Here is a 12,493-nt window from a genome sequence, read left to right on the forward strand (position 1 = left end):
GCGCCCGCGGCATTCAACCCGCGCGTCTCCATCGCGCCCTGAGTTGACGCGCTGCCATGGGCTCGGAATGTCAGGCCGCGAAATCGAAATAGGCGATCACCGGTACATGGTCGGACGGCTTTTCCCAGGCCCGCACATGTTTTTCGATAGCAGCCGACGTCATCCGGTCGGCTGCTTCCGGTGACAGTAGCAGGTGGTCGATGCGGATGCCGTTGTTCTTCGGCCATGCGCCCGCCTGATAATCCCAGAAGGAATAGAGACGCGTCGCGTCCGTCGTCGCGCGCACTGCATCAATCAAGCCGAGATTTTCGAGCCTGCGGAAGGCCTGCCGCGTCTGCGGCAGAAACAGCGCATCGCTTTCCCAGACCCTGGGGTCGAAGCAGTCGTGCGGTTCGGGGATGACGTTGTAATCGCCGGCAAGCACCAGCATCTCTTCATAGGCCAGCCGTTCGGCCGCAAAGCTCCTCAGACGCTCCATCCAGGCGAGCTTGTAGGGGTATTTCTCGGTGTCAACGGGATTGCCGTTCGGGAGATAGATGCAGCAGACGCGCAGAATGCGGCTGTCGGGCAGCGTGAACACCGCTTCCAGGAAACGCGCCTGTTCGTCTAGCGGGTCGCCGGGCAGGCCGCGGTTGACTTCAAAAGGTGAAGTCTTGGAGAGGATCGCGACCCCGTTGAATCCCTTCTGGCCGTGCGTCTCGACATGATAGCCGAGCGCTTCGATCTCCAGCCGGGGAAAGCCTTCGTCGACCGTCTTGATCTCCTGCAGGCAGACGATATCGGGATCGGAATCCTTGAGCCATTGCGTGAGATTGTCGATGCGCGCCTTGACGCCGTTGATGTTCCAGGTCGCGATCTTCATGCTCTGTCCCGTTCGCTAGGGCATGTCACGCAAAAACGTGCGGCGGTTTTGCGATTGACGACATGCGGAAAACCAAAGAGCTAAAGCGTGGGCCAAGCGAATCTGAAAGATCGCGACGCGCTTCAGTGCGCTCCTTTTATCGCGGTCTTTCGCTGCTGGACAAGCCGATAAACCGGCTGGAAGGAATTCTTCCGCCGGTCGTTGGGGACAACGTTCTGCGTTCGGATATTCAGATCGAGAAGCTGGTGCCGCAGCCGCAGCTTGCCACCGCATTCGGGTTCTTGATCTGGAAGGATTGGCCAAGCAGATTGTCGACGAAGTCGATCTCGGACCCTGCCATATAGACGAGCGACAGGCTGTCGATCAGCACCTTCGCGTCGTTCTTTTCGACGACGATGTCGTCATCCCCAGCGCTGTCGGCAAGATCGAACTTGTAGGAAAAGCCCGAACAGCCGCCGCCTTCGACGGAAACGCGCAGCGCGCTCTTGCCGGCCTCAGCACTGACGATCGCGGCGATACGCTTTGCCGCGGCATCCGAAAGAGTTACACTCGTATCCGTCATATTTCCTCCTGCCGGGGTCAAGATCCGGAGAGAATGGGTTTTGGCACTCGAATGTTCAAATGCCTGATATCAAAGGAACTTACCATGATCTTCGCAAAAAGGCCATGATGCGCCGAAGCGGTCGGCGAATGCCGCTTTGCCGTTTCGTCGGGCTATAGGTATGAAGAGGGCAAAGCGGCGTCAATGGGCAGGTGCGGCAACAGGCAGAATGACGGTGAAGAATGACGATTGACAGGCGGGCTTTAGGTTTCGGCGGCAGCGAGAGGGCGGTCTATGCGGCCGACCCGTGGACGACGCGTGGGCGCCTCTATCCGGAAGACAGCAGTCCGACTCGCTCCGATTTCCAACGCGACCGCGACCGCATTGTTCATACAACCGCCTTCCGCCGGCTGAAGCACAAGACCCAGGTCTTCATCGCCCAGGACGGCGATCACTACCGCACCCGGCTGACGCATACGATCGAGGTGGCGCAGATTGCCCGCGCGCTTGCCCGCGCCCTGAAACTTGACGAGGATTTGGCCGAGGGCGTGGCGCTGGTGCACGATTTCGGCCACACGCCGTTCGGCCATACCGGCGAGGACGCGCTGCACGAGGTGCTGCTGCCCTATGGCGGCTTCGACCACAATGCCCAATCGCTGCGCATCGTGACCAAGCTCGAGAGGCGATATGCCGAATTCGACGGCATCAATCTGACATGGGAAAGCCTCGAAGGCCTGGTCAAGCACAATGGTCCGCTGCTGACGCCGGAAGGGGCCGGCACGCGCGGTCCGGTTCCGCAGCCGATCCTCGATTATTGCGAGTTGCACGATCTCGAACTCGCAACCTATGCCAGCCTGGAAGCCCAGGTCGCGGCGATTGCCGACGACATCGCCTACAACACACACGATATCGACGACGGCCTGCGATCCGGCTATCTGAGTTTCGACATGCTGGAGGAGATCCCCTTTCTTGCGGGATTGATGGCCGAGGTGAGGGGGCGCTACCCGCATCTGGAACCGAGCCGTTTCACCCACGAGATCATGCGCCGCCAGATCACCCGCATGGTCGAGGACGTCATCGGCGTTGCGCAGGAGCGCCTTTCACTCCTTCGTCCCGAGAGCGCAGCCGACATTCGCGGCGCCGACCGGGTTATCGCCACCTTTTCCGAAGGGATGGCCGAAACCGACAGGCAGATCAAGGCAATGCTCTTCAAGCGCATCTACCGCAATCCCGATATTATGCGCATCCGCGCCGGTGCTGCCCAGATCGTCACGGACCTCTTTGCCGCCTACATGGCCAGTCCCAAGGAGATGCAGAGCCATTACTGGGTCGATCATATCGCCGGGCTCGCCGACGCGCCCAAGGCTCGCCATGTTGGCGATTACCTCGCCGGCATGACCGACACCTATGCGATCAGTGCCCACAGGCGATTGTTTGACCACACTCCGGATTTGCGATAGGCAGCGGTCGCCCGCCGAAGGCCGATTTGCCCCTTTGGCACAGCCTATGCATGGAAGAGTGCGATGAACCTTTTTACCGACTTCGAAGCCAGGATCAAAACCGCCCTTGAACAGATCGATCTGGTCAGGGAAAAGCGCTCTGAGCTCGATTTCGGCCGCATCACGGTCGAACCGCCGCGCGATGTGAGTCATGGCGACGTTGCGACCAATGCCGCGATGGTGCTGGCAAAGCCGCTCGGCACCAATCCTCGCGCCCTTGCGGATGTCCTCATCGCCAAGCTTAAGGAGGACGCCGACGTCGCCGATGTTTCGGTGGCCGGTCCCGGTTTCATCAACATCCGTCTCGCCGTCGGCTATTGGCAGCGGCTGCTGGCTTCCGTCATCGGCGCCGGCACCGACTACGGCCGCTCGACCCTAGGCCAAGGTCGCAAGGTCAACGTCGAATATGTCTCGGCCAATCCGACCGGCCCGATGCATGTCGGCCATTGCCGCGGCGCCGTTGTCGGCGATGCGCTCGCCAACCTGCTCGCCTTTGCCGGTTACGGCGTCGAGAAGGAATATTACATCAACGACGCCGGTTCGCAGATCGACGTGCTCGCCCGGTCGGTCTTCCTGCGTTATCGCGAAGCGCTGGGTGAACGGATCGGCGAAATCCCGTCGGGTCTCTATCCGGGCGACTATCTCGTGCCCGTCGGCCAGTCGCTTGCCGCCGATTACGGTGTCCGGCTGCACAATATGCCGGAAGAGGAATGGATGCCGATCGTCAAGGATCGCACGATCGATGCGATGATGGCGATGATCCGCGAAGATCTGGCGGCGCTGAACGTCCATCACGATACCTTCTTCTCCGAGCGCGCCTTGCATGCCAATGGCGCAGCGGCGATCCGCACGGCGATCAACGACCTGACCTTCAAGGGGTATGTCTACAAGGGCACGCTGCCGCCGCCGAAGGGTCAGGTTGCCGAGGATTGGGAAGACCGCGAGCAGACGCTGTTCCGGTCGACCGAAGTGGGCGACGACATGGACCGGCCGCTGATCAAGTCGGACGGCTCCTACACCTATTTTGCCGCCGACCTCGCCTACTTCAAGAACAAGTTCGACCGCGGCTTCGAGGAGATGATCTATGTGCTCGGCGCCGACCATGGCGGCTACGTCAAACGCCTGGAAGCGGTTGCGCGCGCGGTCTCGGAAGGTAAGGCGAAGCTGACCGTGCTGCTCTGCCAGCTCGTCAAACTCTATCGCAACGGTGAGCCGGTGAAGATGTCGAAACGCTCCGGCGATTTCGTCACGCTGCGGGATGTCGTCGAGGAAGTCGGCCGTGATTCGGTCCGGTTCATGATGCTCTATCGCAAGAATTCCGAACCGCTCGACTTCGATTTCGCCAAAGTGACGGAACAGTCGAAGGATAATCCCGTCTTCTACGTTCAATATGCGCATGCCCGCTGCATGTCGGTCTTCCGGCAGGCGAGGGAGGCTTTTCCCGGCCTCGATGTTTCGCCAGAGGATCTTGCGAAAGCCGTTGCTGGCATTGAAGATCCGGCCGAATTACAGCTCGTCGCCAAGCTTGCCGAATTCCCGCGTGTGGTCGAGGCGGCGGCCCAGGCGCAGGAGCCGCATCGCATCGCTTTTTACCTCTATGACCTCGCCAGTTCCTTCCACGCGCACTGGAACAAAGGTAAAGATCAGCCGGAATTACGATTTGTTAATGATAAAAACCGAGAATCAAGTATTGCCAGACTTGGGCTGGTGTACGCCGTCGCGTCGGTTTTGAAGTCGGGACTTGCCATTACAGGCACTGCCGCACCTGACGAAATGCGATAACGTCACCATTTACCCACAATGCGCTGGCATTTGAGCGTTGGCGTTTGCGAGTGGGATAGGCATGGCTGAGAAACAACTTGCGTATGATACGCGCGGAAAAGAAGATCTGTTTGCCGACGACGATCCGTTGGCCGAACTTGCCCGGATCGTCGGTTTCGAGCCGCGTGTTGCAGCGAATACCATAAGCGACGCCGCCCGGCGCGAACCCGCCTTCGATCTGGAAGACGAGCTCGGGCGGGAGTTCGATCGCTACGATTCACCGCGTCCGCTGGCCGAGCTCGATCGGCCGGCCGAGCCGATCTCCGACGGCTTCGCTTCCGAAGACTATGTCGAGCCCGTTCTCGATGCTTCTCCCGTAAACGCGGATGTTCCGGAGCCCGTCTCCGTTGGTCCCGTCGCCGCGGAAGAAGCTGCGCAACCTCCGGCTAGGAACTGGGACGTAGCCGCCGCCGACCGAGCGGCCGGTCCCCACCAGCTGTCCATCGATCCTGTTTCCGAGGTGCCGACCCAAGCCGCTTTCGGCGGCGCCCGCGATCTGATCGAGGAACTTGAGCTGTCGATCGGTGCGGCGCCGGTCTCTTCACTGTCGCAGCCCGCCAAAGCCCCGCAATGGTCGGCCGCCAGCATCAGGCTGCCGCTCGCCAATTTCCACGCCCCGAAACGTGAGGAGCCGGTGGCAGTGGTCGAACCGGTCGCCGAAGTAGTCGCTGCGCCCTCAGCTGAAGCAGTCGCCGAACCGGCGGCTGAAGCAGCGGTTGCCGATCTCGCCTCCGCCGAGCCGGAGCCCGTTATCGAGCAGCCGGCGCCCGTTGCGGCCGTCGAACCTCCCGAGGAGTTTGAGTCCGCAGCGCCGTCGTTCGGCTTTCCCGCCGAGCTCGATCGCCACGACGAGGCAATTGCACCGCAAGAAACTGCTGAAGCCCGGGAATTCATTGAAGTCGAGGATGATCTGGAAGAGATCGGCTCCGACGCCGGTTTCGATCTCGCGGCCGCCGTCGAGGGCGAGATCCAGGCCGATGCGGCGCTGACCGAGGTCGGACCTGAAGTTCCGCATACCGCCGGCACCTTCGATGTGGACGACCTGCTGGCCGACGTCTCGCGCTATCCCGTGCCCCGCCCGGTATTGCAGCGCGCCAATCTGGCGCCGGCTGCGCCGGAGCCCGCTCCCGTCGAAGTCGCCCCGATCACTGCCGCACCGGTTCAGTCAGAGGAGATCGCTCCGGCACCGGTCCTGTCCGCTCCGATCGAAATGGCGCCTGCCCATGCTGCCGAAGCCGCAAGGCCGGTCGCGCCGCAGCCTGCCGCGGTCATGCCGCCCCAGCCTGTCGCAACGGCCTATTCAAGGGCGCCGCAGCCAGCGCCGGAAGCCGATGATCCCTTCGCGGGCCACGATTTCGAACTGGACCTCGCCGGTATCGAGCTGGAACTTGCCGATCTTGATTTTTCCGAAGCAGCCGAGCCTGCGCCGCAGCCAAAGGCGCAGCCGGCGCCGGCCCTGGTTTCTGAGCAGCCGGCCCCAGCTCCGGCTTTCAACTGGGCACCCGCTGCAGAGGCGTCCGCCGCTGAATCGACCGAAGATCTGCCCTTCGATCCGGCGATGATCTCCGATCCGGAGGATCGTCCCGAGACGGTGGAGGACATGCATGTGCCGGCGCTGCCGCCGGTCGAGCAGCCCGCTCCGGTCGCGAAAACTGCGGATTTCGATTTCGATCTCGATGCGGAGATTGCGAGCTTCTTCGAGCCGGCCAAGCCGCGGGAAACGGCGGCGTCCGCCCGTAATATGGCTGCTGCTGCGGCAACGCCGGTCAAGCCGACGATAGCCGACGGTCTCGATGATTTCGAACGAGCGCTGGAGGAGGATTTCCGCCGCAGCGTGCGCGAGCCGGTCGAGCGCCGGGAAACCTCCGAGGTCCACATCGAGTCGGCAAGCCAGGCTGCTGATTTCAGCCGCGCCCGGTCGATGCGCCGGCTGCTGGCCGGGGCCGTGGTATTGGTGGTCTTCGCCGGGGTCGGTTATGGCGTTTATTCTTCCGTCTCGAACGGCGTAGGGCTTGGTATTGTCGCATCCGGCGAGCCGCGTGTGATCACCGCGGACAAGGAGCCGGTCAAGGTCGTTCCGGAAAATCCCGGTGGTAAGACGGTTCCGAACCAGGATAAGGCCGTCTACGACCGCGTTGCGGGTTCCGCCGAGGAGCCGAAGCAGAAGGCGCTCGTCTCTTCGGACGAGGCGCCGGTCGATGTCGTCCAGCGAACCTTGACGCCGGAGGCATTGCCAGAGGATGACGAGAACGCCGGCGCTGACGATCGTGTCACGCCGACGGCGGTTGGCGAGACGGAGGATCCGCGTCTGCTGCCGAACCACGCCAACGCGGACGACAATTCCGCAAGCGACGCTGACAAGGCGCCATCCGTTTCGCCGCGCAAGGTCCGCACGATGATCGTCAAGCCTGACGGCACGCTGGTCGCCCGTGAGGAGTCCGCGCCGGTCGACCAGCCGACGCCGCCTGCTCAGCCGATGCCGTCTGCCCAGACGCCAGTGACGGCGCAGTCCGCCCCGTCTGCGCCGTCGGCCCCGATCGCGCCGCCGGTCGCCGGAACGGCTGCAAGCTTCCCGGCAAGCGCCGAGATTGCTTCCGCCGATGCGCGTTCTGCAGCACCAGTTCAAGCTGCGCCGGCGCAGCCGTCGCCTGCCGCAAGTGCCGATGAGCAGGCGGCAAATCCCGCACCGGTCGATGCGCCGGTACGGCCGGTCAAGACGGCAACGATCGCCGATACGGCCCCGGTTCCGATCGCCCGCCCGGCCGAGCAGCCCGTCAACGTCGTCGGCACGGTTACCGACAAGGGTAACGTCCGCACGCCCGTGCAGCAGCCGAAGCCGACGCAGGTCGCCGCCGCAACGCCGGCCGCCGCCCAGCCGCAGCAAGCCGCATCTGCAGGCGGCTACGGCCTCCAGATAGCTTCGCTGCCGTCGGAGGATGAGGCCAATAAATCGTATGCAAACCTGTCGAAGAAATTCGCCGGCGTGCTTGGTGGCCGCGCCCATGAAATCCGCAGGGCAGATATCGCCGGTAAGGGCACTTTCTACCGTGTCCGCATCCCGGTCGGCTCCAAAGATGAAGCCGCAGCGCTTTGCGAAAAGTATCGCGCCGCCGGGGGAAGCTGCTTGATTTCCAAGTAACATTGAGCCATTTGAATTATGAGAGCGGCGAGCCGGATCGGCCCGCCGCTCTTTTTTGTGCATCGCGCCCGCGTTTGCTCGCATTTGGCCCGCCGCCGTCTATGATTCCTCCATGACCGAATCAAAAGCGATGATCCTTGGCTGCAGCGGCCTTGCCCTCACATCCGAAGAAAAGGCCTTTTACCGGGACGAACGGCCCTGGGGCTTCATTCTCTTCGGGCGCAATATCTCCGAAGCAGCGCAGATCACTGATCTCGTTGCCGAGCTGCGCGACAGCGTCGGCTGGCACGCACCGGTTCTGATCGACCAGGAGGGTGGTCGCGTTCAGCGCATCCGTTCGCCGGTTTTGCCGCGTTATCCCTCAGGCCAGGCGCTGGGCGATCTCTATCGCCGCGACCCGGCGCTCGGGCTGCGCGCCGCCTGGCTGATGTCGCGCCTGCATGCCTTCGATCTTTCGAAGCTCAGCATCAATGTCGATTGCCTGCCGGTTCTCGACGTGCCGGTCGAAGGCAGCAGCAACGTCATCGGCGACCGCGCCTATGGCGGCGATCCACTGACGGTTATCGCAATGGGACGGGCGGCTGGCGAGGGGCTGAAGGCCGGCGGCCTGCTGCCCGTCATGAAGCATATGCCCGGCCATGGTCGCGGCTTTGCCGATTCACATCTGGAGCTGCCTGTCGTTACCGTATCCCGCGATGAGCTGGAGGCCCATGATTTCCCGCCCTTCATCGCGATGAAAGACGAACTGATGGCAATGACCTGCCATCTCGTCTTCACATCAATCGACCCGGACAATCCGGCGACGACCTCGCGCAAGGTGATCGACGGCGTCATCCGTCAGCACATCGGCTTTGGCGGTCTGCTGCTTTCCGACGATAGCTCGATGAACGCGCTTTCCGGCACGATCGGCGAAAGGGCGGCGAATATCATTGCAGGCGGATGCGATATCGTGCTGCATTGCAATGGCAAGATGGACGAGATGCTGGATGTCGTGGCAAATGTTCCGCCGCTCGCCGGTCTTTCGCTTGCCCGCGCAAAAGCGGTAGAAGCAGGCTTTACGGCTCCGGATACTGCCGACGAGGCGGAATTGAGGGCGGAATTCGAGGCAATGTTTGTGTCGGTGTGATCGTAGGAGAGCAGGGTGGTGAGCACGGTCAAGGGCGCGGAACGTCCGCAGGCGGCAACGCCGATGGACAAGCTGTGGCAGGAGAACGGCGCTGAGCGCGCCAGCCACGAACCGGCGCTAGTGATCGACGTGGCCGGATTCGAAGGCCCGCTCGACCTGCTGCTCTATCTCGCCCGCAACCAGAAGGTCGACCTGTCGCGCATATCGGTCTTGGCGCTCGCCGAACAATATTTGCAGTTCGTCGAAAGCGCCCGGCGCATCCGCATCGAGCTTGCCGCCGATTATCTCGTCATGGCGGCCTGGCTTGCCTATCTCAAGTCGCGGCTGCTCATACCCCAGCAAGTCAAGGATGACGGCCCTTCGGGCGAGGAGATGGCGGCAACGCTCGCCTTCCGCCTAAAGCGCCTCGAGGCCATGCGGCAAGCGGCGGAGGGCCTCGTCAACCGCAACCGCCTCGGCCGCGATATCTTCGCCCGCGGTGCACCCGAGCACATTCCCGATCGGCAACAATCGGCTTACGCCGCAAGCCTCTACGATCTCCTGACCGCCTATGCGGCGCTGCGCCAGCGCCATGCCATCACCCAGGTGACGATCGAGAGGCGTAATGTCTGGTCGCTGACCGATGCCCGTGAGCTGCTGACCCAGATGATCGGCGAGGTCGGCGACTGGACGGCGATGGAGCATTATCTGCTGCGTTATCTCGCAGCGCCCGAGGAACGCGTGACGGCGATCGCCAGCGCCTTCGCCGCTTCGCTGGAACTGGTGCGCGAGGGCAAGCTCGAAATCCGTCAGGACGGCGCCTTTCAGCCGATCTACATGCGCCGCGGTCCGAAACATGCGACGCTGCAGGTGGTGGAACAGGAGCGGCCGGTTTGATCGATCTGACGGACGACGAGGATTTTGGGGAGGAGGGCCGCGACCTGCAGGCCGAGATCGAGGCCGAGCGCATCGCCGAGGCGCTGGTCTTCGCGTCCTCACAGCCCGTTTCCGAAGGTTTTATCGCCGAGCGGCTTCCCAGAAACGCTAATGTGCATGCGGTCATGCTGCGCCTGAAGGAGCAATATGCGCCGCGCGGCGTCAATCTCGTGCAGGTCGAAGGTGCCTGGGCCTTCCGCACTGCCGCCGATCTGTCCTTCGTCATCCGCCGCGACGACAATGAAGTGAAAAAGCTTTCGCGCGCCGCCTTGGAAGTGCTGGCGATCATCGCCTATCACCAGCCGGTGACGCGCGCGGAGATCGAGGATATTCGCGGCGTTCAGACCTCGCGCGGCACGCTCGACGTGCTGATGGAAGCCGGTTGGGTGCGGTTTCGCGGCCGCCGGCGCACACCGGGCCGCCCGGTGACATTGGGTACGACGCGCGATTTTCTCGACCATTTCGGCCTCGAGGAACTGCGCGATCTGCCGGGTCTCGAAGAGTTGAAGGGAGCGGGTCTGCTATCGGGCCGCATCCCGGCGAATTTCAATATTCCCTCGCCGTCGATGAATGACGAACTGACCGAGGACGAGGATCCGATCACGCAGATGGATCTCGAAGAACTCGGGTTGCTCGCCCCGCGTTCTACCTCCGAAGATTGAAGGACTTCGTCTTGCTTTTGCCATGCAAGACGAAAACAATGGTGCTCACGATTTTTCGACGGGTCAATGACTTGTCATAAAGGGCGATACCGTGACATTAAGCGCAGTTCAAAGGGCTTGATGTTGGAAACGGTGTGGGAAATTCTTACATCGTGGGAACATCGAAACAGGGAGTTAGAGTGATGGGTTCTCTTAGCATGTGGCACTGGCTGATCGTTCTGGTCATCGTGCTGTTGTTGTTCGGGCGCGGCAAGATTCCGGAACTGATGGGCGATGTCGCCAAGGGCATCAAAAGCTTCAAGAAGGGCATGACGGACGAAGACGCGCCGGAAGCGGCGAAGACCGTCGATCACAAGGCCGACGAAACGAAGTAAACAAGTCCGGGAAAAAGCGCAGCCCCCGCGCTTCCCGTCCAGGAGCCTTGCATGTTCGATATTGGCTGGACCGAGCTTTTGGTCATCGCGGTCGTGCTGATCGTCGTTGTCGGTCCCAAGGATTTGCCGCCGATGCTGCGCGCTTTCGGCAAGATGACGCAGCGCGCCCGCAAGGTCGCGGGTGAATTTCGGGCGCAGTTCGACGAAGCGTTGCGCGAAGCCGAGCTTGACGATGTCCGCCAGACGATCAGCGACGCCCAGAAGCTCAACCCGGTCAACAGCCTGCGTGAAGCGATGAACCCGCTTCGCCAGATGGGCAACGAGATCAAAGCCGACTTGCAGAAGACGACTGCTGCTCCGGAAAATAAGACCGAAGTGCCGCCAGCTGCCGTCTCGGCCCCGACGCCGTCCATGAGCCTGCCGGAAACGCCGCCCCTGGTGCCGGCGCCTGCGCAGCCTGTGCCCGTCGCAACGGCGATTGCCGAGGCCGATACGGTCGCCGAGAAGCCGAAGGCCGTGCGCAGGCCACGCGTCAAGGCTGCCGATAAGGTCGATGCCGCCGCAGCCGTTGCCGTACCGGTGGAAAAGCCTAAGCGCGCCGCGGCAGTCAGGAAGCCTGCAACACCGAAGAAGCCGACCCAGAAGAAGAAGGACGAGGCATGAGCGGTGATATCGAAGACAAGCCGCAGCCGCTGATCGAGCACCTGATGGAGCTGCGCACGCGGCTGATCTGGTCGATCGGGGCGTTCTTCATCGCCTTCATTGTATGCTTCTTTTTTGCCAAGCATCTCTTCAACTATCTGGTCATCCCCTACAAGACGGCCGTGGAATGGGCGCATCTCGACGTCGAGAAGGCCCAGCTGATTTATACCGCGCCCCAGGAGTTCTTCTTTACCCAGGTCAAGGTGGCGATGTTCGGCGGCCTGGTGGTCGCTTTCCCCATCATTGCCGCCCAGGTCTATAAGTTCGTAGCCCCCGGCCTCTACAAGAACGAGCGCCAGGCCTTCCTGCCGTTCCTGATCGCGTCGCCGGTCCTGTTCCTCATGGGTGCCGCGCTCGTCTATTTCTTCTTCACGCCGATGGTCATGTGGTTCTTTCTGTCGATGCAGCAGGCGCCGGGGCATGACGAGGTGGCGATCTCGCTGATGCCGAAGGTCTCGGAATATCTGAGCCTTATCATGACGCTGGTCTTCTCTTTCGGCCTCGTGTTCCAGCTGCCCGTCATCACGACGCTGCTTGCCCGCGTCGGTCTGCTGACGTCGCAATGGCTCGCCGAAAAGCGCAAGTTTGCCATCGTTCTCGCCTTCGTCGTCGCTGCCGTGCTGACGCCACCGGATCCGATGTCCCAGATCGGCCTTGCGCTGCCGACGATCCTTCTCTACGAGATTTCCATCTACGCGGCACGACTCGTGGAGCGTCAGCGTTCCCGACAGGCACTTGAAGAGGCTTCTGGTTCCTCCGACGTCGCCAAGACGGACAACGTCTGACCGGTTTCCGACATTTTCCCGAGGTCTGCCGTTTCCTGTCCGGTCGGTTTCTCCGACCGGTCACTTC

At 62.2% G+C, this 12,493-nt stretch carries 11 protein-coding genes; 9 read left to right on the forward strand and 2 right to left on the reverse strand.

The genetic code is table 11. The features are described 5' to 3' along the window. Positions 1 to 70: 70 nt before the first annotated feature. Both xth and erpA read right to left on the reverse strand, forming a co-directional pair. Positions 71 to 862 carry an exodeoxyribonuclease III gene (xth, locus tag FHT70_RS10880; RefSeq protein WP_183700907.1) on the reverse strand — a complete coding sequence of 264 codons (792 nt, stop codon included), beginning with the start codon at positions 860 to 862 and terminating at the stop codon, positions 71 to 73. 229 nt (positions 863 to 1,091) lie between these two features. Then, positions 1,092 to 1,424: an iron-sulfur cluster insertion protein ErpA gene (erpA, locus tag FHT70_RS10885; protein ID WP_097598658.1), complete on the reverse strand. Its 333-nt coding sequence runs from the start codon at positions 1,422 to 1,424 to the stop codon at positions 1,092 to 1,094. A 221-nt stretch (positions 1,425 to 1,645) separates the two neighbouring features. Between erpA and FHT70_RS10890 the strand changes: the two genes are divergently transcribed. From FHT70_RS10890 to tatC, 9 genes are all read left to right on the forward strand, one after another. Beyond that, on the forward strand, positions 1,646 to 2,863 hold the full coding sequence (locus FHT70_RS10890) for a deoxyguanosinetriphosphate triphosphohydrolase (RefSeq protein ID WP_183700909.1): 1,218 nt from the start codon (positions 1,646 to 1,648) through the stop codon (positions 2,861 to 2,863). A 63-nt stretch (positions 2,864 to 2,926) separates the two neighbouring features. Further along, positions 2,927 to 4,684 (forward strand): arginine--tRNA ligase, encoded by a 1,758-nt coding sequence (gene argS, locus FHT70_RS10895; protein ID WP_183700911.1) that lies wholly within the window; start codon positions 2,927 to 2,929, stop codon positions 4,682 to 4,684. Positions 4,685 to 4,745: 61 nt separating this feature from the next. After that, positions 4,746 to 7,862, forward strand: coding sequence for an SPOR domain-containing protein (locus FHT70_RS10900; protein WP_183700913.1), 3,117 nt, complete (start codon positions 4,746 to 4,748; stop codon positions 7,860 to 7,862). 112 nt (positions 7,863 to 7,974) lie between these two features. Continuing rightward, positions 7,975 to 8,988 carry a beta-N-acetylhexosaminidase gene (nagZ, locus tag FHT70_RS10905; protein WP_183700915.1) on the forward strand — a complete coding sequence of 338 codons (1,014 nt, stop codon included), beginning with the start codon at positions 7,975 to 7,977 and terminating at the stop codon, positions 8,986 to 8,988. Positions 8,989 to 9,006: 18 nt separating this feature from the next. Further along, positions 9,007 to 9,864, forward strand: a complete 858-nt coding sequence (locus FHT70_RS10910) for a ScpA family protein (protein ID WP_085780051.1) — start codon at positions 9,007 to 9,009, stop codon at positions 9,862 to 9,864. Continuing rightward, entirely contained in the window at positions 9,861 to 10,565 is a 705-nt protein-coding gene (gene scpB / locus FHT70_RS10915) for an SMC-Scp complex subunit ScpB (protein WP_183700917.1), read from the forward strand. Before FHT70_RS10910 ends, scpB begins: the two co-directional genes overlap by 4 nt. A gap of 182 nt (positions 10,566 to 10,747) precedes the next feature. Next, positions 10,748 to 10,939, forward strand: coding sequence for a twin-arginine translocase TatA/TatE family subunit (locus tag FHT70_RS10920; protein WP_097598654.1), 192 nt, complete (start codon positions 10,748 to 10,750; stop codon positions 10,937 to 10,939). A 51-nt stretch (positions 10,940 to 10,990) separates the two neighbouring features. Continuing rightward, positions 10,991 to 11,602 carry a Sec-independent protein translocase protein TatB gene (gene tatB / locus FHT70_RS10925; protein WP_183700919.1) on the forward strand — a complete coding sequence of 204 codons (612 nt, stop codon included), beginning with the start codon at positions 10,991 to 10,993 and terminating at the stop codon, positions 11,600 to 11,602. Continuing rightward, positions 11,599 to 12,426, forward strand: a complete 828-nt coding sequence (gene tatC / locus FHT70_RS10930; protein ID WP_085777932.1) for a twin-arginine translocase subunit TatC — start codon at positions 11,599 to 11,601, stop codon at positions 12,424 to 12,426. Before tatB ends, tatC begins: the two co-directional genes overlap by 4 nt. The last annotated feature ends 67 nt before the right edge of the window (positions 12,427 to 12,493 follow it).

It is taken from the genome of Rhizobium sp. BK049, from assembly GCF_014193135.1.
Lineage (GTDB): Bacteria > Pseudomonadota > Alphaproteobacteria > Rhizobiales > Rhizobiaceae > Rhizobium.

Coding starts and splice junctions, on each gene's coding strand:
- FHT70_RS10900 (WP_183700913.1), top strand. CDS start 4,746: ATGGCTGAGAAACAACTTGCGTATGATACGCGCGGAAAAGAAGATCTG.
- xth (WP_183700907.1), bottom strand. CDS start 862: ATGAAGATCGCGACCTGGAACATCAACGGCGTCAAGGCGCGCATCGAC.
- FHT70_RS10920 (WP_097598654.1), top strand. CDS start 10,748: ATGGGTTCTCTTAGCATGTGGCACTGGCTGATCGTTCTGGTCATCGTG.
- erpA (WP_097598658.1), bottom strand. CDS start 1,424: ATGACGGATACGAGTGTAACTCTTTCGGATGCCGCGGCAAAGCGTATC.
- argS (WP_183700911.1), top strand. CDS start 2,927: ATGAACCTTTTTACCGACTTCGAAGCCAGGATCAAAACCGCCCTTGAA.
- tatC (WP_085777932.1), top strand. CDS start 11,599: ATGAGCGGTGATATCGAAGACAAGCCGCAGCCGCTGATCGAGCACCTG.
- FHT70_RS10890 (WP_183700909.1), top strand. CDS start 1,646: ATGACGATTGACAGGCGGGCTTTAGGTTTCGGCGGCAGCGAGAGGGCG.
- tatB (WP_183700919.1), top strand. CDS start 10,991: ATGTTCGATATTGGCTGGACCGAGCTTTTGGTCATCGCGGTCGTGCTG.
- nagZ (WP_183700915.1), top strand. CDS start 7,975: ATGACCGAATCAAAAGCGATGATCCTTGGCTGCAGCGGCCTTGCCCTC.